Source organism: Allobosea sp. P5_A5, from assembly GCF_056400625.1.
In genome coordinates this window covers 181,951-201,587 of the sequence record NZ_JBFUKY010000001.1, presented here as the reverse complement: position 1 = coordinate 201,587, position 19,637 = coordinate 181,951, and the positions used below count along the sequence as shown (strand labels likewise).

Annotated in this window: 15 protein-coding genes; 12 read left to right on the top strand and 3 right to left on the bottom strand. The window is 65.6% G+C overall.

All coding sequences use genetic code 11. The features are described 5' to 3' along the window. Positions 1–17: 17 nt before the first annotated feature. From AC1DR6_RS01005 to AC1DR6_RS00995, 3 genes are all read right to left on the bottom strand, one after another. Positions 18–2,540, bottom strand: a complete 2,523-nt coding sequence (locus AC1DR6_RS01005; protein ID WP_476827315.1) for a branched-chain amino acid ABC transporter ATP-binding protein/permease — start codon at positions 2,538–2,540, stop codon at positions 18–20. Continuing rightward, positions 2,537–3,406 (bottom strand): branched-chain amino acid ABC transporter permease, encoded by an 870-nt coding sequence (locus tag AC1DR6_RS01000; RefSeq protein ID WP_476827314.1) that lies wholly within the window; start codon positions 3,404–3,406, stop codon positions 2,537–2,539. Before AC1DR6_RS01000 ends, AC1DR6_RS01005 begins: the two co-directional genes overlap by 4 nt. A 70-nt stretch (positions 3,407–3,476) precedes the next feature. After that, a complete protein-coding gene (locus tag AC1DR6_RS00995; protein WP_476827313.1) occupies positions 3,477–4,745 on the bottom strand; it encodes an ABC transporter substrate-binding protein in 1,269 nt (422 codons plus the stop codon). Between the two features lie 199 nt (positions 4,746–4,944). Between AC1DR6_RS00995 and AC1DR6_RS00990 the strand changes: the two genes are divergently transcribed. The 12 genes from AC1DR6_RS00990 (at position 4,945) to AC1DR6_RS00935 (ending at position 19,616) form a co-directional block, all read left to right on the top strand. Beyond that, a complete protein-coding gene (locus AC1DR6_RS00990) occupies positions 4,945–5,991 on the top strand; it encodes a Gfo/Idh/MocA family protein (RefSeq protein ID WP_476827312.1) in 1,047 nt (348 codons plus the stop codon). A gap of 4 nt (positions 5,992–5,995) precedes the next feature. Beyond that, the gene (locus tag AC1DR6_RS00985) at positions 5,996–6,850 is read left to right on the top strand and encodes an IclR family transcriptional regulator (RefSeq protein ID WP_476827311.1); all 855 of its coding nucleotides are present in this window, start codon (positions 5,996–5,998) and stop codon (positions 6,848–6,850) included. Between the two features lie 40 nt (positions 6,851–6,890). Beyond that, positions 6,891–7,721: a sugar phosphate isomerase/epimerase family protein gene (locus tag AC1DR6_RS00980; protein ID WP_476827310.1), complete on the top strand. Its 831-nt coding sequence runs from the start codon at positions 6,891–6,893 to the stop codon at positions 7,719–7,721. Between the two features lie 141 nt (positions 7,722–7,862). Beyond that, entirely contained in the window at positions 7,863–8,612 is a 750-nt protein-coding gene (locus tag AC1DR6_RS00975) for an SDR family NAD(P)-dependent oxidoreductase (protein WP_476827309.1), read from the top strand. A gap of 133 nt (positions 8,613–8,745) precedes the next feature. Beyond that, positions 8,746–9,696 carry a helix-turn-helix domain-containing protein gene (locus AC1DR6_RS00970; RefSeq protein ID WP_476827308.1) on the top strand — a complete coding sequence of 317 codons (951 nt, stop codon included), beginning with the start codon at positions 8,746–8,748 and terminating at the stop codon, positions 9,694–9,696. A gap of 283 nt (positions 9,697–9,979) precedes the next feature. Next, the gene (locus tag AC1DR6_RS00965; RefSeq protein WP_476827307.1) at positions 9,980–10,300 is read left to right on the top strand and encodes an STAS domain-containing protein; all 321 of its coding nucleotides are present in this window, start codon (positions 9,980–9,982) and stop codon (positions 10,298–10,300) included. A 2-nt stretch (positions 10,301–10,302) separates the two neighbouring features. Beyond that, positions 10,303–10,665, top strand: coding sequence for a response regulator (locus AC1DR6_RS00960; RefSeq protein WP_476827306.1), 363 nt, complete (start codon positions 10,303–10,305; stop codon positions 10,663–10,665). After that, positions 10,665–12,692: a chemotaxis protein CheA gene (locus AC1DR6_RS00955; protein WP_476827305.1), complete on the top strand. Its 2,028-nt coding sequence runs from the start codon at positions 10,665–10,667 to the stop codon at positions 12,690–12,692. Before AC1DR6_RS00960 ends, AC1DR6_RS00955 begins: the two co-directional genes overlap by 1 nt. A 2-nt stretch (positions 12,693–12,694) precedes the next feature. Further along, on the top strand, positions 12,695–13,180 hold the full coding sequence (locus AC1DR6_RS00950) for a chemotaxis protein CheW (RefSeq protein WP_476827783.1): 486 nt from the start codon (positions 12,695–12,697) through the stop codon (positions 13,178–13,180). A 32-nt stretch (positions 13,181–13,212) separates the two neighbouring features. Continuing rightward, positions 13,213–15,297: a HAMP domain-containing methyl-accepting chemotaxis protein gene (locus AC1DR6_RS00945; RefSeq protein WP_476827304.1), complete on the top strand. Its 2,085-nt coding sequence runs from the start codon at positions 13,213–13,215 to the stop codon at positions 15,295–15,297. A gap of 95 nt (positions 15,298–15,392) precedes the next feature. Then, complete coding sequence (locus AC1DR6_RS00940) at positions 15,393–17,597, top strand: HAMP domain-containing methyl-accepting chemotaxis protein (protein ID WP_476827303.1); 2,205 nt, start codon at positions 15,393–15,395, stop codon at positions 17,595–17,597. 93 nt (positions 17,598–17,690) lie between these two features. After that, positions 17,691–19,616, top strand: coding sequence for a CHASE3 domain-containing protein (locus tag AC1DR6_RS00935; protein ID WP_476827302.1), 1,926 nt, complete (start codon positions 17,691–17,693; stop codon positions 19,614–19,616). The last annotated feature ends 21 nt before the right edge of the window (positions 19,617–19,637 follow it).

The window sequence follows — 19,637 nt, the reverse complement described above, 5'->3', positions numbered from 1 at the left end:
TCGAGGCCAACCGCCACTCAGGCGGCGGCCTGCCCTTGCGTTTCGACGACGCCGAGCAGGCGCGCCTGCATGCCCTCGTCATGTTCCAAAGTCGCGGCGTCGCCCTCGAATGCGACCTGACCGTTGACGAGCACGACAGCGCGGTCGGCCATCGGCAGCACGAGTTCGGCGTGGTGCTCGACGATCACCATCGCGACGCGACCGCGCAGCTTGACCAGCGCTTCCATCACCTCGTTGACGACGGCCGGAGCCAGCCCCTCGAAAGGTTCGTCCAGCAGCACGAGCTTGCTCGGCACCATCAGCGCGCGCGCGATCGCGACCATCTGGCGTTCGCCGCCCGACAGGTTTTCCGCCTTCGCCGCCTGCCGCGTCTTCAGGCGCGGGAACAGCGCGAAAGCCTCCTCCAGCGCGATCCCGCCCGGCCGCTGCGCCAGCAGCAGATTCTCGGTCACGGTGAGGTTTGGAAACAGCCGCCGCCCTTCCGGCACCAGCGAGATGCCGAGACGGTTGATCTCGAAGGGCTTGAGCTTGCGCAGATCGGTGCCGGCGAAGGTGATGCTGCCGCCATCGAGCGGCAGGCTGCCGGTCAGTGCCCGCAGCAATGTCGTCTTGCCGACGCCGTTGCGGCCGAGCAAAGCGACCGCCTCGCCCTCCCGGATGGTAAGATCGACGCCGGAGAGGACCGTGCTGCCGCTGTAACCGACCGCGATGCCTTTCGCGTCCAGCAGAATCGGAGCCGTAGCAGTGACGCAACGCGCGATGGCCGGCGCACTTGCGCGCTCGCCATCCCTGGCCGCACCGAGATAGGCCGCGATGACCTCGGGGTTGCGGGCGACTTCAGCCGGCTTGCCATCCGCGATCATCCGGCCCTGATGCAGCACCGAGATGCGGTCCGAGATCGCCAGCACCCGGTCGATATCGTGCTCGATCAGCAGCACGGCATGGCGCTTGGCCAGGCGCTGGATCAGATCGGCGACGACGATGCGATCCGCCTCGGCGAGGCCGGCCAGTGGCTCATCGAGCAGGAGGAGCTTGGACTCGATCGCCAGCGTCACCGCGATCTCGAGCAGGCGTTTCGCGCCATGCGGCAGGTCCAGGCTCGCCTCGGCGGCGTGCTCGACGAGCCCAACCGCATCGAGCAGCGACCAGGTTCGCGCATTGACCTCGGCATCCGCATGGGCATCGCGCCACAAGCTGCCTGCGCCCCGGCGCTGCGCCTGCACCGCGATGCGCACATTCTCGAAGACGCTGAGGTTCGGGAAGATCGATAGGATCTGGAAGGAGCGCGCGATGCCGAGCTGGGCGCGCGCATGCATCGGCAGTTTGGTGATGTCGCGCCCTTCGAAGAAGACCTGTCCGCCGCTCGGCGGCAGCACGCCGGTCAGCATGTTGTAGAAGGTGGTCTTGCCGGCGCCGTTCGGCCCGATGATCGAATGCAGCACGAAGGGCTTGACCGACAGGTCGATCTCCTTGGCCGTGACGAGACTGCCGAACTGCTTGGAGAGCTTGCGCGTCTCCAGGATCGGCCTGTCCGAGTCCATCGCCTGTGCGGCGCTGACATAGGGCTCGATCACGGCGGGGCGCGGCGGGACAGTGCTGCGCGTCAAGGTCCAGCGCGGGCGCCCGAACAGACGCTGCGCCAGGCCGCTGATGCCCTCCGGCGAGAGCAGCGCGAAGAGGATCAGGATCGGCGCGAAGATCAGCCACCAGTTCTCGGTCAGCGCCGAGAGCCGGTTCTCCATCACGATAAAGGAGATCGCGCCCCAGAGCGGGCCAAGGAAATGGTGGACGCCGCCGAGCACCGTCATGAGCAGGGCGTCGCCCGCATGCTGCCAGCTCAGATTGTTGGCGTAGACGCCCTGAAGCAGGAAGGTCAGCAGCGAGCCGGAAAAGCCGACGAAGCCGGCCATCAGTACGAAAGCGCCTAGCCTCAGCAGATAGACGTTGAAACCAAGGCTGCGCGCGCGCTGCTCGTTGTCGCGCACCGCCTGCAACGCCCTGCCGAAGGGCGAATGCACGATCCGCCAGAGTAGCCAGACGCCGACGACAACCGCAGCGACGACAAACCAATGAAAGCCGAGATCGCTGGGGAAGGTCGGCCGCGCGACGCCCTGCAGGCCGTTTTCGCCACCGGTCACCGCCGTCCATTTGAACGCGACCTCGAAGGCAATCTGCGAGCAGGCCAGCGTCAGCAAAGAGAAATAGAGACCCTTGCGGCGCAGGATCAGCGCCCCGAGGACCAGCCCGAGCGCCAGCGAGAACAGGGTCGAGAGCAGGATGCCGGCGATGTCGTTCGAGATCCGCCCCAGTACGAAGAAGGCGGCGGCGTAGCTCGCGCAGCCAAAGAAGACCGAAGCGCCAAAAGGAACCAGTCCGGTATAGCCGACGAGCAGGTTCACCCCCATGCCGTAGAGCGTGTAGATGGCGATCTGCGTGATCAGCCCGACYGGCGCCCCGAGCAGGAGCCAGAGCCCCGTCAGGGCGCAGAGGACGACGCCGACCCACAACGCCGGATGCGAGAGAAGCGCGCGCGGGTTCATTCGAAGCGCTCCCATTTCTCGCCAAAGAGCCCGCGCGGCCGGATGAGCAGGATCGCCGCCATCAGGACGTACATCGCCGCCCCGGACCATTCCGGCTGGAACTGGATCGTCATCGCGACGGTGATGCCGACGAGCAGCCCCGCGATGATCGCGCCGACATAGGAGCCGAGCCCACCGATGGTGACGATGACGAAAGCCGGCATGATCGCGCTCGCCGCCATCGAGGGCGTTACGCTCCACAAGGGCGCGGCGAGCAGGCCGGCAAGACCTGCGAGCAGACAGCCGATGCCGAAAACGAAGCTGAACACCACCGGCAGGTTGATGCCGAGAAGCCCGACCATCTCGGCATCGCGCGAGCCGGCGCGGATGATGCGACCGAACGGCGTGTAGGTCAGGAAGGCCCAGAAGGCGACGAGCGCGGCGGCCGTCACCAGCAGCACGAAGAGCCGGTATTTGGTCAGCAGGATCGGCCCGTATTCGACGAAGCCCGACAGGAATTTCGGCGCGCTGAACGGCAGCGGCGCCCCGCCGAAGGTCATGCGCAGCAAGGCCTCGATCAGCAGCGCCAGCGCGAAGGTCAGGATCAGCCCGAGCAGCGGCTCCTTGCCGTAGAGATGGCGGATCAGCACGGCCTCGACGATCATGCCGATGGCCCCGACGAGAAGGGGGGCGAACAAAGCCGCCCACCAGCCGAATTCCCGTGCCAGCACGAGCGCCAGATAGGCGCCGAGCGCGAAGAACGCGCCATGGGCGAAGTTCACGATGCCCAGCAGGCCAAAGATGATCGACAGCCCGACTGCGATCAGAACGTAGAGAAAGCCGAGCACCAGACCGTTGACGGCCTGGGACAGGATCATGTCCAGCATGGACGGACGCTCCCGCTACTGCGGAAAAAAGGGGCCGGGGCGCTGCCCCGGCCGACGAAGCGAGGGAGCGTTAGCTCGCCATCTTGCAGGCGCTGCCCGCCTGGTCGCCAAAGGCCGCGTCGATGTCGGCTTGGGTCTTCGGCAACTCCGCCTTGATGTCGAAATAATCCCATTTGTCGGTGATCTTCGGCTTGATGCTGGCGACCAGCAGGCGGTTGACCATCTGGTGGTCGAAGGGGCGGTAGCCGCATTCAAGATCGCCGCGCTTGACGCTCCACGTCTCCAGCGCCGCGACGACAGCAGCCGAGTCTGTGGACTTCGCCGCCTCGATCGAGTCGAGCAGCGACTTCATCCCCATCCAGCCCATCCAGGCCTTGTCGGCGGCGGGGCGGCTGTATTTCTTCTCATAGGCCGCCGCCATGGCCTGCTCTTCCGGCGGGTTGTTCGGGTTCTTGTAGTACCAGGTCAGGGTGTAGAGGCCGTCCGCCGCCTCCGGCCCGACGCCCCAGAGATCGGTGTTGCCGACCGAGATCTCGGCGAAGGGGATCTTCCCACGCATGCCGAGCTCGTTCCACTGCTTGAGATAGGTGGTGAGGTCGCTGGCGGAGACGCCGCCGATGACCACGTCGGGCTTCGCCTGACGTATTTTCAGGATGAAGGACGAGTAATCCGGCGTGCCGACCGGAACCTCGTCAGCCCCGACAATGGTGATCCCGTTGGCCTTGGCATAGTCCTCGAAGGAGCGCTTGATGTCCTGGCCGAAGGCATAGGCCGCCGTCAGCAGATACCACTTCTTGCCGATATCCTTGCAGTAGGGCGCCAGCACGCGGGTGTGCACCTCGACCGGTGGCTGAAGGCGGAAGGTGTATTTGTTGCAGGATTTGCCGGTGATCTCGCCGGCCGCCGCATTTGCCGCGACAAAAGGCACCTTCGCCTTGTTGGCGACCGACGAGATCGCCAGCGCAAACGAGGATAGCGCGCCGCCGACGATGCCGGCGACCTTGTGCTCGCCGACCAGCCGTTCGGCATTCTGCTGCGCGCCTTGCGGATTGGGCTCGTCGAGCCAGACGATCTCAGCCGGCCGGCCCAGCAGCATGTTGTTGCGCTGCTCCAGAGCCAGCATGCCGCCTTGCGCGAGATACTCGGCCTGATCGACGATATTGCCGGTCTTGGCCCAGATCATGCCGATCTTGATCGGCTCGGCGGCGGCGGCATTGCCGATATAGGGCATGCCGAGCTTGCCGGAGACGAGACCGGCGGCCCCGAGCGAACCCGCGCCCAACAGCAGGCTGCGGCGCTTGATGGAAGAGATGGATGCTGGCTTGCTCGCGTCGGTCACGGCGACCTCCCTTGGATTGCGTTTCCCAAACCCGGGCTTATTTTTGATGGCCCATCCGTTTCCGGCAGGCTGCCCGACGACATCCGCTCTAGCATGATTGGAATTTGATTCCAGTCTTATTTGAATATCGGAATAGAATTCCAAAATCCTTGACGCTGACTCCTGCCGGGCCGATAACGGAAGGGGAGGACACCAACGAATGACCACGTTCAAGATCGGCATCGTCGGGGCCGGCGCCATCGGCCGGATGCATGCCGACGTGATCGCCACGACCGATTTCGCGACCATTGTGGGCGTCGCCGACCCGACAGATGCCGGCCGCGCCTATTGCGAAGAGAAGGGCCTGACTTGGTATCCCGACCACAATGCGTTGATTGCGGCGGGCGGCATCGATGCGCTGATCGTGGCGACGCCGAACCAGACCCATCTGCCGATCGGGCTCGACGCGATCGCGGCCGGCATCGTGCCGCTGATCGAAAAGCCTGTCGCGGTCACGGTCGAGGAAGGGCGCCAGCTTGCCGAAGCGTCCGCCAAGTCAGGCGTGCCCGTGCTGGTCGGGCATCACCGTCGGCATAACCCGATCATCGCCAAGGCGCGAGAGATGGTGCGCGGCGGCGCGCTGGGCGAACTTGTCACCGCGACGGTGCTCTATACTTTCTTCAAGCACGACGCCTATTTCGACCTCGCCTGGCGCCGCGAGCCCGGCGGCGGCCCGGTCCTGATCAACCTGATCCACGAGATCGACCTGATCCGCTTCATCTGCGGCGAGGTCGTCGCGGTGCAGGCCGTCACATCGAAACGGCTCCGCAATCTGCCGGTCGAGGATACCGCCGCCGTGCTGCTGGAGCTGGAGAACGGTGCGGTCGTGACGATCAGCCTGTCCGACACCGCCGTCACGCCCTGGAGTTGGGATCTCTCATCAGGCGAACTGCCGCCCTACCCGCCACAGGGCCGGCCGCAAAACTCGCATTACATTTCGGGCACGGAAGGCTCGCTGACGCTGCCGCTTCTCGATCACTGGCGGTATGATGGCGAGAAGAGCTGGTTTGCGCCCCTCTCCCACGACACCGTGGCGGTCACGCGCGAAAGCCCCTATCTGCGCCAAATCCGGCATCTGCGCGAGGTTGCTGCCGGGCGGGAGACGCCGCTCGTCGATGCGACTGACGCTGCCCGCACCCTCGAGGTCACGCTTGCGGTTCTTGACGCCGCACGCGAGAAGGCGCGCCGGGAATTGCCCCTTGGATAGGATCATGCCGAAGCGCATCGAGGAAGAGGTTGCTCAGCAGGACAGCGACCAGGCGCCGAGCGGCCTGCTGGAGCGGACGCTTGGCGTGCTCGAGCTGCTGGCGTTCAACGCGCGCGGACTGCCGCTCTACGAGATCGCCGAACGCCTCAAGATCCCGCGCAGCGCCACCCATCGCGTGCTGAGCAGCCTGATCGAGCAGGGCTACGTCAAGCAGGAGCGCCATCACGGCACCTATGAGCTGACCGCCAAGATCGCCTCGCTGGCCTTCACCTTTCTGGCCGGTGCCGGCATCACCGACATCGCGCAGCCGATCCTCGACCAGCTTGCGAAGGAATCGGAAGAGCTGGTTCGTCTTGCCTTGATCGACGGGCGCGATCTGGTTTGGGTCGCGAAATCGCAGGGCTCGCCCTTCGGCCTGCGCTACGACCCTGATATGGGCCAGATCGGGCGCCTCTCCTGCTCCGCCACCGGCCATGCCTGGCTCGCTTGCCTGACCGATGACGAGGCGCTCGCGCTGGTCGCAAAGCAGGGCTACGGCACACGCGAGGAGTTCGGACCGCGCGCGCCGCAAACCCCGGCGGCCGTCCTCAAATATCTGCGCCAGGCCCGGAAACGCGGTTTCGCCATGGTCGTCCAGACCTATTCGCCCTGGATGAACGCCACCTCCGCGCCGATCCGCGATCCACAGACACGCGACGTGGTCGGCGCCGTCGTCATCGCCGGACCCCATATCCGTCTGACGGAGGAGAAGATGCTGGCGCTCTCGCCACTCCTCCTCACGGCGGCACGCGAACTCTCGTTGGCGCTCGGCGCCAGCCCCGGCCTCTCCCGACAGTCGCGCGGCCCCTTCCTGGGCTAAATCCGGGCCGCATCGGCGGTCATGGCTTGGAAAATCGATCATGCAGCTCGTCGCCCACACCTTCGGATTCGTCTGGCGGGACAGTGCCGAAGCCGCGTTCGAGGCGCTCGCGAAGGCTGGCTTCCGCAATCTCCAATTGATGGCGACGCCGCCGCATTTCGATCCATGGCATGAGGATCCTGCCCGCACCGCGCGGCTTCGCGGCATCATGGAAGGCCACGGCCTTGGCCTGCTCGCCGCCGATCTCGCCAGCAGCGACATCAACCTCGCCAGCGCCTCGGCCGAGGTCGTCGCCTTCTCGGTCGAAGCCTATCGCCGCCTGATCGCGCGCTGTGCCGAACTTGGCGCCGTGTCGGTCTGCGTCGGCTCCGGCCGCCGGCATGCTTTGCTGGCCAAGGCCAACGCCGAACTGATGCGGAGCTTCCGCCCGGCCTTTCGCAAAATTGTAGAGGAGGCGCGGCGCCACCAGCTCACCGTCGTGCTGGAGAACCACCCGCAAGGTCTGCTCGCGGAAGCCGATGCGATCAGCCGCTTCATCAGCGAGGAAGGCTATGAGGAGGTCGGCGTGATCTACGATGTCGCCAACGCGGTCGCGATCGGCGAGGACCCGGTCGCGGGGCTTGCGACAGTCGCGCCGCATCTCAGCGTCGTCCATCTGTCCGACAGCCCGCAGAAGCAATGGCGACACGACCCGATCGGCACCGGCGCGATCGACTTCCGCGCCATCGGCGAAGCCCTGCGGCGGCAGGGTTTTGCCGGGCCGGTCGCGCTTGAAATCCTGTCCGACGCGCCTCTTGCCGATCTCGTCGACGGCGTGCGGCGGCTCTCAGCCATGGGTTGGGTCTTCGAAACCCCGCTGCCGACCCTGTAGGCCATGCGTGAGGGGACGGTCGCCCCGCGCGACAGCCGACCTATGTCGCACACGGCTTCAGTCTTACTCTTCGCGAACGCCGCCCTGTCCGCTGCCGATTCGCTGGGCCGGACAGATGCGAGGCGTCGCAAAGGATCGACCATGGCCAAGGACTTCGCCGGCAAGCGCGTGATCGTGATGGGCGGCAGCCGCGGCATCGGGCGCTCGATCGCTCTAGGCTTCGCGACAGGCGGCGCCTCGGTTTCGATCTGCGCCCGAGGCGCCGGTCCGCTCGAAGCGACAAGGCGGGAGATCGAGGCCCATGGCGTGATGGCTCATGCCGCCAGCGTCGATCTCGCCCAGGCGGATGCGATTGCCGCTTATGTGCCTGCAGCCATCGAGGCACTCGGCGGGCTCGACATCCTCGTCAACAACGCCTCCGGCTTTGGTCATTCCGACGACGAGGACGGCTGGGCCGCCTCGCTCGAGGTCGACATGATGGCGGTGGTGCGCGGCAGCCATGCGGCGATCCCGCATATGAAACCGGGCTCGTCAATCGTGAACATCTCCTCGATTTCCGCGATGCGCGCCTCGGCACGCTCGGCGCCCTACGGCGCGATCAAGGCCGCCGTGATCCATTACACCGCGAGCCAGGGCAAGATGCTGGCGCGCCAGGGCATCCGGGTGAATTGCGTCGCGCCCGGCTCGATCGAGTTTCCCGGCGGCAGCTGGGAAGACCGCAAGACCTCCAACCCGGAACTCTACAACGCGACCCTTGCCAGCATCCCCTTCGGCCGCATGGGCAAGCCCGAGGAGATCGCCGAGGTCGTGCTCTTCCTCGCCTCGGACAAGGCAAGCTGGGTCACCGCGCAGACGATCGTCGCCGATGGAGGCCAGCTCGTCGGGCCCTGAGAGTTACCGGCTGCAGCAGAAGACGTCCGGAATTCCGAAATTGAGGCCGATACGAAGCATCGCGAAGGCAGGTCAGGATCCCAGAGAAATCCCGTCCGGAAAGGCCACGGCCCTGAACATTCTCGACGCCCTCATGGTCAATCTCACGATGGAAGCCGTCGATGCGAGCCGGTTTCAGCGTCACATCGAGACCTGGCTTCATTGCACGCTGGAGCTCGACCCGGCCGTCAAGTATCCCCGCCTCGAAATCCATTCCGTGGCGCTGCACGAATCCAGGGTGGTTTTCGTCCGCTCAGATAGCGAGTTCCACCTCGATTTCGCCGCGCATAACGAGGCGTTGATCGCGTTTATGGTGATGTCCGGAGGCATCGAGATCGACTCCACCGAGAGGGTCTCCTGCCGGCGCGGCGACGCGTTCGCCATCGATACGCAGGCGGGATGGCGCGTGACGATCCAGCCGGAAACGCGGTTCTGCCTGCTGGGCTTTCACGCCCGGGACGACGCTCGACTCATCGAGCGCCTGACGAGCCAGCCCCGGCCGGAACCGCTTGCTTTGGCGGCCCCGTTCAAGTCCAACTCCTCGCTGGGCCGGACGCTGGCGGGGCTCATCACCGCCGCCGTCGCGGGGGGAAGCGAGGAGGCCGCGCTCGCGCGCTCGCCGCTTGCCGCCGAATTGCTGCAGGACAGCATGATCGCGCTGCTTCTGGAAAACCTGCCTCACAACCACGCCTACGACATCGCGCATGACCGTATCGAGACCGCGCCTTGGCCGGTCCGACGCGCGGTCGACTACATCGCCGCCAATGCCCAACGGGATATCGCGGTCGGGGATGTCGCGACGGCGGCCGAGATGAGCCTGCGGGCGCTGCAGCAGAATTTCCAGCGCTACCTCAAGACCTCGCCGCAGGACTACATCAAGGCCGTGAGGCTTCAGGGCGTCCATCGCGAACTCGTCGATCCCGCGTCCCGCCGGGCCATCGAGGAGATCGCTGGCGACTGGGGCTTCGTCAATCGCGGCCACTTCGCTACCCAATATCGCAAGCTTTACGGCGAACTGCCTTCGCAAACGCGGCGCTCGCGATAACGGTTTGCCATCGGCACAGCCGCGTCGCCGTCACGGTCGGACCGGCCGGCTCGAAGCGCCATCGAAGCAAGACGGAGCTCTTGTTCCGACGCGAAAAAACGATCTTCGATCTTATGGTTAATCGATCGTAGCCGGGTCCTCTATTGCTGACTCCGGGCGCGCAGTTCCGACTCCCCGGGCGAACGATGGTAAATGGAAGGATAACAGGACCTTTCACTTAGTTAACTCTATCGCAAGTGCGAAGAAAAGAAATGGTGATCACTCGCCATCTGGAAATCGCGCCATGCACGTCTCGAAGACAAGACCGGACGACACGACCGTGATCTTGACGTTGCCGGCCGATTGCACGGTTCGCAATATCGCGACGATCGCGGCCGACGCGCGCAAGCCCCTATCGGCAGGCCAGGGCATCTCGATCGATTGCTCGGCCATCGAGAGCGCCGACTTCACCTTCGTCCAGTTGATGGTCAGCGCCCGCCGCAGCTTCGAGACGCAGTCTCTCCCTTTCGCGCTCGATCAGGTGCCGCCCGCCGTTCTCGCCGCCTTTTCCCGTGCCGGCGTGCCGGCGCCGGCCACGACGTCCAGCCTTTCCGGAGTTCACTGACCATGGCCAGTATCCTCACCGTGGACGATTCGCCGAGCGTCCGGCAGATGATCAAGCTCGTGCTCGGTCCGGCAGGGCATCAGGTCGCGGAGGCAGCCGACGGATCGGAAGGTCTGGCAAAGGCCAAGACCCAACGGTTCGACCTCGTCATCACCGACCTCAACATGCCCGTGATGAACGGCCTCGACATGATCAAGGGCCTGCGCGCCCTGCCGAGCTTCACCGGTGTGCCGATCGTGTTCCTGACCACGGAGTCGGACGATTCCATCAAGCAGCAGGCCAAGGCGGCCGGCGCGACGGGCTGGATCACCAAGCCCTTCAAGCCCGAGCAGTTGCTCGCCGTTATCGCAAAGCTGGTGCGCTGATGATGGATCTCGATCCCACCGAAACCTTCCGGCAGGAAGCCGCCGAGCTGCTGGAATCCCTTGAAACCGTGCTGCTCGATCTCGACCAGCGCCCAGGCGACGGCGAGCTTGTCGACGCCGCCTTCCGCGCCTTGCATACGATCAAGGGCTCCGGCGCCATGTTCGGTTTCGACCGCGTCGCCGCGTTCACCCATGATTTCGAGACGGCCTTCGATCTGATCCGCAAGGGCAAGATCGCCGCCGACCACGACATCGTCACCGTCTCGCTATCGGCCAAGGACTACATCCGGACGCTGATCGAAGACCCGGATTCGACCGACGCCATCATCGGCGAGGCCATCGTCGCCGAACTTCATCGTCTGGTCTCCGACCTCGGCGCCGGCCCTTCGGAAAGCGAAGCGGAGCCGGGCCTCGCACCGGCTGCACAGGCGCTCGGCTGGTCGATCGAGATCGCCTTCATGCCGGATATCCTGCGCAACGGCACGAACCCGCTGGGCCTTCTCGACGAACTGCGCGATCTCGGCCCTTGCGAGATTGTCGCCCATCTCGACAAGGTGCCGGATCTCGCGGTCCTCGATCCGGAACATTGTTTCATCGGCTGGAGCGTGACCCTGGCCGCGCCCTGTCCGCGCCAGGCGATCGAAGACGTCTTCATGTTCGTGAGCGACGATATGACGCTCGCGATCACGCCGTTGCAGGCCGATGCGCCGCTGGCGGCCATTGCGCCGGAAGCCGCAGCCGAGGTTCCGGCACCCAAAGCGGTCGAGCCGACAACCGCGCCTGTGGCCGGCGCCCCGGAACGCATGACAAGCGAAAAGACCGAGCCGTCGCGTCGCGGCGACGACAAGGGCGCGACCGTCCGCGTCCAGGCCGAGCGGCTCGACGAGTTGATGGACCGCGTCGGCGAACTCGTCATCGCCCAGGCCCGTCTTTCGCAGTTGGCCCATGTCAGCAACGACCTCGCGATCAAGTCGATCGCCGAGGAGGTCGAGCGGCTGGCATCGGGCCTGCGCGACACCACCATGGGTGTGCGCATGGTGCCGATGGGCACGCTGTTCGGCCGCTTCCGCCGGCTGGTCCACGACCTCTCGCGCGACCTTGCCAAGCCGGTCGAGTTCGTCACGGTCGGCGAAGACACCGAGATGGACAAGACCATGATCGAGCGCCTCGCCGATCCGCTGGTCCACCTGATCCGCAACGCCATCGACCACGGCATCGAGAGCCCCGAACGTCGCGCCGCCGCCGGCAAATCGGCGAACGGCCGCATCGAGCTTTCGGCGCGCTATGTCGGCGCGCAGGTTCTCGTCTCGGTGCAGGATGATGGCGGCGGGCTCGACACCGCCCGCATCCGCGCGAAGGCCGAGGAGAACGGACTGATCCAGCCCGGCACCAGCCTGTCCGACCACGACATCCACCAGTTCCTGTTCCATCCCGGCTTCTCGACCGCCAAGACCATCTCGGCTCTCTCGGGCCGGGGTGTCGGCATGGACGTGGTCAAGCGCACCATCGAGGCGATGCGCGGCCAGATCGACCTCACCACCGTGCCGGGCCACGGCTCCTCGGTGACGCTGCGCCTGCCGCTGACGCTGGCGATCATCGACGGTCTCCTGATCCGCGTCGGCGAAGGCCGCTACATCATCCCGCTCTCGGCCGTCGAGGAATGCCTCGAGTTGACGCCCGCCGACGAGAACCGCTCGCGCGGACGCAGCTTCCTCAGCGTGCGCGGCGACCTCGTGCCCTTCCTGCGCCTGCGCGACCAGTTCGAAGCGCATGGCGAGGCGGACCCGCACCAGAAGGTGATCATCATCTCGACCGGCGAGATGCGGGTCGGCCTCGTCGCCGACCAGATCATCGGCAGCCACCAGACGGTGATCAAGTCGCTGTCGAAGCTGCATGCGGACGTCACGATGTTCTCCGGCGCGACCATTCTCGGCGACGGCTCGGCCGCGCTGATCCTCGACGTCGCCCAGCTCGTCGGCCTCGGCCAGAGCCGGGCCGACACGGACAAGATGACGGAGGCCGCGTGATGATGGGAACCGCAGCATTGACCCGGCCCCAGGCCGGTGCGCCAGGGCTTCCCGCCGATGAGGTCATCCAGGCCCTGATGATCGGGCTGGGATCGGAGATCTTCGCGATCGAGACCGCCATGGTCCGCGAGATCATCGACCCCGTGCCGCTGACCCGCGTCGCCGGCGCGCGCCCGCACCTGCCAGGCCTGATCAACGTGCGGGGCAACATCATCCCGCTCGCCGACCTGCACGAGCGCTTCGGCATGCCCGAGGTGGAAACGACAGGGGACACGCGCACCGTCGTGATCGAGGTCGAGGTCGACGGAGATGCCGTCACGCTCGGGATCATCGCCGACAAGGTCTTCGAGGTCACCGAGATATCGCGAGCAGGCGCACAGGTCACACCGCGAATCGGCATGAGCTGGAAGCCCGAATACATCCGCTTCATCACGACATGGAACGGCGAATTCATCATCGTCCCGAATATCGCGGCGATCCTTTCCTGACTTAGCCAACTGCTGTGAAAACGGGGCTGACTATGCGATTTTCGATCAAGGCTAAACTGGCCGCCTCCTTCGGCGTCGTCATCGCGCTCTCCATCGCGGCGGGAGGGCTCGCCTATAATCGCATGAGCGAAATGGAAGCAGCCCAGCAGCGTATCCTGCGGCAGGGCAAGCAGATCAGCCTGCTGGGCGATCTGCAGACCGAATTCGAAGCCCAGGTCCGGGCCGAGAAGAACGTGATCCTCGCCTCCGATGACAAGGATATCGAGTCCTTTGCCACCGAGCTGCTGCAACGGCGCACCAAGGCCAGCCGGGTTCTCGTCGAGCTGGAGCAGCGGGCCAGCGATCAGGGCAAGGCAATGCTCGACAAGATCGTTGCCACCCGCAAGACGCTCGACACCGTGCAAGACGAGACGATCCGGCAGGCCAAGCTGAACTCCGGCAACAAGGCCGAGAATCTTTGGAAGGCGCAGGGACAACCGGCCCTGACCGCGCAGAATACCGTGATGGACGCCATGGCCCGCGACCTCGCCCAGCAGGGTGGCACGGCCGCCGATGGCGCCTCTCGCCAGCTTCTGATGATGCGCTACCAAACGGCCCGCGCACTGCGCATGGTTTATGAGATTTTCACAGCCGACAGCGAAGCGGACCTCGGCGCCCGCAGTGCATCGGCCTTCGCCCAGCTTGACGTCCTGCGCGCCTCCGTCGCCCCGGCGATGGCCGGTTTGCGAGAAGTCGGCGTCGCGCTGGGTCCGCTCGAAATGCAAGTCGAACAGCTGCAGGGCGCGATGAAGCGGGCCATCGAGGTCGCGCGCGAAGGCGGCAACGTCAAGGCAACGCAGCTTAGCAAGGGCGAGGGCCGCAACGCTCTGAACGCTACGATCGCGGCAATGGACGATTATAGTGGCTTTGCCGAAAAGCGCATGGCGGAGATCGGCGCCGATGCCAGCGACGTCGCGGCATTCGCCAAGACGCTGCTGATCGCGATCGTTGCGATCTCGGTGTTGATCGCCACGATTGTCGCGACCTGGATTGCGCTCGGCGTCAGCCGTGGCCTCTCGGGGGCCGTCAACCTGGCCAACGCCGTCGCAGCAGGCGACCTCACACGCACGGTTGACGCGAAAACCAATGACGAGGTGGGCGATCTCGTGACCGCACTGAATGGCACCGTCACAAAACTGCGCGAAGTCGTCGCCGATGCGGCAAAGGCCGCCGAGAACGTCTCCTCCGGCTCTCAGGAATTGTCCGCCAGCGCCGAGCAGCTCTCGCAGGGCTCGACGGAGCAGGCTTCGTCCACCGAGGAGGCTTCCGCCTCGATGGAGGAGATGGCGGCGAATGTGAAGCAGAACGCCGAGAACGCCAGCCAGACCGAGCAGATCGCAGCCCGCTCCGCCATCGATGCCGAGGCTTCCGGCGTCGCAGTCGGCAAGGCGGTCGATGCGATGCAGACGATCGCGGCCAAGATCACCATCGTGCAGGAGATCGCCCGCCAGACCGACCTGCTCGCGCTCAACGCGGCTGTTGAAGCAGCCCGTGCCGGCGAGCACGGCCGGGGCTTCGCCGTGGTCGCTTCCGAGGTGCGCAAGCTCGCCGAGCGCAGCCAGGCGGCGGCAGCCGAGATCGGCACGCTCTCGACCGAGACCGTCAAGGTTGCGCAGGAAGCAGGCTCGATGCTCGCCAAGCTGGTACCCGACATCAAGAAGACCGCCGAGCTGGTCGAGGAGATCACCGCCGCCTGCCGCGAGCAGGATGTCGGCTCCAGCCAGATCAACCAGGCGATCCAGCAGCTCGACAAGGTCACCCAGCAGAACGCGGCGGCCTCCGAGGAGGTCTCCGCCACCTCCGAAGAACTCGCAGCCCAGGCCGAGCAGCTCCAGACCACGATCGCCTTCTTCCGGATCGAGACGGCCGGCTCAAGCACCAAGGTCGACCATGCGGTCAGCCAGCTCAAGGCCCAGGCCGGCAGGATGAAGGCCGGCGCCGGCGCCAAGCCTTCGAAACCCGCCCTGCCAAGGATGGGAAGCGGCAAACCCAAGTCCAACGGAGCGGCCGGCGGCTTCGCCTTCGCTCTCGATGACGCCCATGACGAGCGCGACGGTGAGTTCCGTCGCGCCTCCTAACCCGCAGCGGCCGCGCTCCGACCCCGGAGTGCGCGGCTCCTTTCCACGACCAGGCGACGCCTGAGCCCCTTATCCCTGCCATTACGAGTGCCGCCATGCGTATGACCATCAAGACCAAGCTCGCCGGCGCCTTCGGTGTCGTCATAGCGCTCTCCATGGCCGCCGGGGGGCTGTCCTACGTCAAGCTCTCGGAGATGACCGAGACGCAGAAGACGCTGGTCGATTGGACCAAGCGCGTCGATGCCAGCGGCGATATTTCCAATGCCTTCAACACCTCGATCCGCTCTGAAAAGAACGCCGTCCTTGCCAGCACTGACAAGGATGTCGCGGAATTCTCGACACGCGCCGTCGAACGGCGCAACGCGGCGATGAAGCTGCGCGATGACCTCACCAAGATCACGACCGATAACGGCCAAAAATACCTCGCAACCCTTGGCGAGAAGGCGGCGCGCTTCGCCGCCGTTCAGGACGCAACGCTCGCCGACGCCAGGCTCAACTCCAACAACCGCGCGACCGCTCTCTGGCAGTCGGAGACGGCCCCGCTGATAACCGCCGTAACTGCGACGACGGATCCCGTCATCGCAGCAGCGACAAAACTGGAAGCAACTCCCGAGATGCTGCGTGCCGGCCTGACGCTTCAGGAGGCGCGGCTAAGCTGGCTGCGCCTCACGCGGACTGCGGTGCTTGGCTTCAGTGCGCCGACCGTGGCGGAGATCGAAAAGGTGCAGCGCTCGGTCAATGAGCAGGCGAAGGGTGTGAAAGCACAGCTTGCCTTGGCTGCCGCCCAGCTCGACGCAGGTGGCGTTTCGACGGCCCAGATGCTGACGGCATTCGATCGCGGTATCGATTCAGCCTTGCGGACGGTGGCGGTGGCTGCGGAAGCGGGAAATATCAAGGCGACTGATTCCACGATGACAGCTGGGCGGGACAGCGCAAACGAGCTTCAGGCCGCACTTGACGCCTATAACGATTTCGCCGGCAAATCGTCCGAGGCGGCCGCCCATGCTGCGTCCGAAGCGGCGGCCTTCGCCAAGATGCTGCTGCTCTCGATCATCGCGGCCTCTCTCGTCATCGCGATCGGCGCCGCGACCTGGATCGCGCTGAACATCAGCCGTGGCCTTGCCAGCGCGGTCGGCCTCGCCAACGCGGTCGCGATCGGCGATCTCAGCCAGACCGTCACGGCCAAGAGCGACGACGAGATCGGCGATCTCGTGGCCTCGCTCAACACCATGACGAGCAATCTCAACGCGACCGCCGCCATCGCCGACGCGATCTCAAACGGCGATCTCACGGTCGAAGCCAAGCGCCTGTCCGACAAGGATACGCTCGGCATCGCGCTGGAGCACATGCTCGACAAGCTCCGCACCATCGTCTCCCAGGCGAACCAGGCCGCCGAGAACGTCTCCTCCGGCTCTCAGGAATTGTCCGCCAGCGCCGAGCAGCTCTCGCAGGGCTCGACCGAGCAGGCCTCGTCCACCGAGGAGGCCTCCGCCTCGATGGAGGAGATGGCGGCCAACGTGAAACAGAACGCCGAGAACGCCAGCCAGACCGAGCAGATCGCGGCCCGCTCCGCCATCGATGCGGAAGCTTCCGGTGTGGCCGTCGGCAAGGCCGTCGATGCCATGCAGACGATCGCGGCCAAGATCACCATCGTGCAGGAGATCGCCCGCCAGACCGACCTGCTCGCGCTCAACGCGGCGGTGGAAGCAGCCCGTGCGGGCGAGCACGGCCGGGGCTTCGCGGTGGTCGCTTCCGAGGTGCGCAAGCTCGCCGAGCGCAGCCAGGCGGCCGCGACCGAAATCGGCAACCTGTCGGTGGACACGCTCAAGGCCGCGCAGGAGGCAGGCTCGATGCTGGCCAAGCTGGTGCCTGACATCAAGAAGACCGCCGAGCTGGTCGAGGAGATCACCGCCGCCTGCCGCGAGCAGGATGTCGGTTCCGGCCAGATCAACCAGGCGATCCAGCAGCTCGACAAGGTCACCCAGCAGAACGCCGCCGCCTCCGAGGAGGTCTCCGCCACCTCCGAGGAACTGGCGGCACAGGCCGAGCAGCTCCAGGCCACGATCGCCTTCTTCAGGCTGACGGGCGAGCGCAGCAGGTCGATCGCGACACCCGTCATCGAGCGTGCGGTGAACGATCTGCGCGGAAAGGCCAAGGCAATGGCCGATGTCGCGAAGCTAAGGAAGCCGTTGGCACCAACCGCCACCAGCCGCGCACCGAAGAACGTCGCCAATGGCGGCTTCGCTTTCGACCTCGACGTCGCCTCCGATCAGGACGACGCCGCTTTCCGCCGTAACTGACGAGAGGGTCGTCCAGACCCCGGCCTTGCCTTCCTGCCGATCTAGATCAGCTCGACCCGATCAACGCCTATAGCCCTAGAAAAGGGTACGACCATGAAGTTCTTCGATAATCTCTCGATCCCCCGCAAGCTTATGGCGGCGCTGGGGCTGATGCTGATCGCGATCCTTGGCGTCAACGCCGTGATCTACCTCAAATCGGCGGAAATCCGTCAGACGACCAAATGGACCGATCACACCGAAGAGGTGATCAGCACCACGAATCGCGCAATGGCCGCGATGGTCGACCAGGAAACCGGCATGCGCGGCTTCCTGCTCTCGGGCGAGAACAAGTTTCTCGACCCCTACCGTGGCGGCGTGATCGAATTCGACCGTTCGCTGGGCCAGGCCAAGCAGCTGACGTCCGACAATCCCGCGCAGCAGCAGCGTTATGCCGAAATGCAGAAGTTCGGTGAAACCTGGCGCCATGATGTCGCCGAGCGCGCCATCGCTCTGATGGCCAATCCCGACAGCCGCGAAGCCGCGCGCCAGATCGAGATCAGCGGCGCCGGCAAGGCGTCCATGGACGGGCTGCGTGCCAAGGTGGCCGAGATCGTCGGTGTCGAAAGCGCGCTTTCCACTACGCGCAAGCAGGCGCAGGAAGTCGCCTTCGACCTGACCGAAAAGGTCATCTATGGCGGCATGGCGCTTGATGCGGTGATCGCCTTCGCGATCGGCTTCCTGCTGACACGGACCGTCGCCCGGCCGATCGGCCTGGTCAGCGCCAAGCTCGCCACCTTGGCGACCCCGGTCGAGACCGGTCGCCGCGACGAGGTCGGCCAGATGCAGGGCAGCGCCCTGGCGGTCGAGAGCGCCTTCCGCGAGGTCTCGACGGTGTTGGCGGCGGTGTCCACAGGTGACCTTACCCAGTCGATCGATCGCGATTATGGCGGCCTCAGCCAGGAGGTCAGCCGCAACCTGAAGCTGATGACCGTCAACCTCAACCAGACGGCTGCGATCGCGGACAAGATCGCCAATGGCGACCTCACGGTCGAGCCGCAGCGGCTTTCCGAGGAGGACGTGCTGGGCATCGCGCTGGAAAACATGGTGAGCAAGCTGCGCGAGGTTGCGAGCCAGGTCACCAGCGCCGCTGTGAACATGTCTGCCGGCTCTCAGGAATTGTCCGCCAGCGCCGAGCAGCTTTCGCAGGGTTCGACGGAGCAGGCCTCGTCCACCGAGGAGGCCTCCGCCTCGATGGAGGAGATGGCGGCCAACGTGAAGCAGAACGCTGAGAACGCCAGCCAGACCGAGCAGATCGCGGCCCGCTCCGCCATCGATGCCGAGGCTTCCGGTGTGGCCGTCGGCAAGGCGGTCGATGCCATGCAGACGATCGCGGCCAAGATCACCATCGTGCAGGAGATCGCCCGCCAGACCGACCTGCTGGCACTCAACGCGGCGGTGGAAGCCGCCCGTGCCGGCGAACATGGCCGGGGTTTCGCCGTGGTCGCTTCCGAGGTGCGCAAGCTGGCCGAGCGCAGCCAGGCTGCCGCGACCGAAATCGGCAACCTGTCGGTGGACACGCTCAAAGCCGCGCAGGAAGCAGGCTCGATGCTGGCCAAGCTGGTGCCCGACATCAAGAAGACCGCCGAGCTGGTCGAGGAGATCACCGCCGCCTGCCGCGAGCAGGATGTCGGTTCCGGCCAGATCAACCAGGCGATCCAGCAGCTCGACAAGGTGACCCAGCAGAACGCGGCGGCCTCCGAGGAGGTCTCCGCCACCTCCGAGGAATTGGCGGCACAGGCCGAGCAGCTCAGCACGACCATTGCCTTCTTCAAAATCCAGCCCACAGACGGCACGGACCGTTCCGTCGGGCAGCTCAAGTCGCAGGCCGCACGGATGAAGGTCGCGGCGGCGAAGCCCGCCAGGACCTCAGCCGGCAAAGCCTCCGTTGCCAGGACAGTGAAGGCGGCGTCAGGGGGCTTCGCCTTCGATCTGGACGGTGCCCAGGACGAACGCGACGGCGAGTTCCGCCGCGCCTCCTGAAGACCATCGGGCGCCCCACCC

What these genes read in the sequence shown, in the direction of transcription:
- AC1DR6_RS00975 (WP_476827309.1), top strand. Translation starts at nt 7,863, where the DNA reads ATGGCCAAGGACTTCGCCGGCAAGCGCGTGATCGTGATGGGCGGCAGC.
- AC1DR6_RS00990 (WP_476827312.1), top strand. Translation starts at nt 4,945, where the DNA reads ATGACCACGTTCAAGATCGGCATCGTCGGGGCCGGCGCCATCGGCCGG.
- AC1DR6_RS01000 (WP_476827314.1), bottom strand. Translation starts at nt 3,406, where the DNA reads ATGCTGGACATGATCCTGTCCCAGGCCGTCAACGGTCTGGTGCTCGGC.
- AC1DR6_RS00970 (WP_476827308.1), top strand. Translation starts at nt 8,746, where the DNA reads ATGGTCAATCTCACGATGGAAGCCGTCGATGCGAGCCGGTTTCAGCGT.
- AC1DR6_RS00940 (WP_476827303.1), top strand. Translation starts at nt 15,393, where the DNA reads ATGCGTATGACCATCAAGACCAAGCTCGCCGGCGCCTTCGGTGTCGTC.
- AC1DR6_RS00935 (WP_476827302.1), top strand. Translation starts at nt 17,691, where the DNA reads ATGAAGTTCTTCGATAATCTCTCGATCCCCCGCAAGCTTATGGCGGCG.
- AC1DR6_RS00965 (WP_476827307.1), top strand. Translation starts at nt 9,980, where the DNA reads ATGCACGTCTCGAAGACAAGACCGGACGACACGACCGTGATCTTGACG.
- AC1DR6_RS00960 (WP_476827306.1), top strand. Translation starts at nt 10,303, where the DNA reads ATGGCCAGTATCCTCACCGTGGACGATTCGCCGAGCGTCCGGCAGATG.
- AC1DR6_RS00985 (WP_476827311.1), top strand. Translation starts at nt 5,996, where the DNA reads ATGCCGAAGCGCATCGAGGAAGAGGTTGCTCAGCAGGACAGCGACCAG.
- AC1DR6_RS00945 (WP_476827304.1), top strand. Translation starts at nt 13,213, where the DNA reads ATGCGATTTTCGATCAAGGCTAAACTGGCCGCCTCCTTCGGCGTCGTC.
- AC1DR6_RS00955 (WP_476827305.1), top strand. Translation starts at nt 10,665, where the DNA reads ATGATGGATCTCGATCCCACCGAAACCTTCCGGCAGGAAGCCGCCGAG.
- AC1DR6_RS00950 (WP_476827783.1), top strand. Translation starts at nt 12,695, where the DNA reads ATGGGAACCGCAGCATTGACCCGGCCCCAGGCCGGTGCGCCAGGGCTT.
- AC1DR6_RS00980 (WP_476827310.1), top strand. Translation starts at nt 6,891, where the DNA reads ATGCAGCTCGTCGCCCACACCTTCGGATTCGTCTGGCGGGACAGTGCC.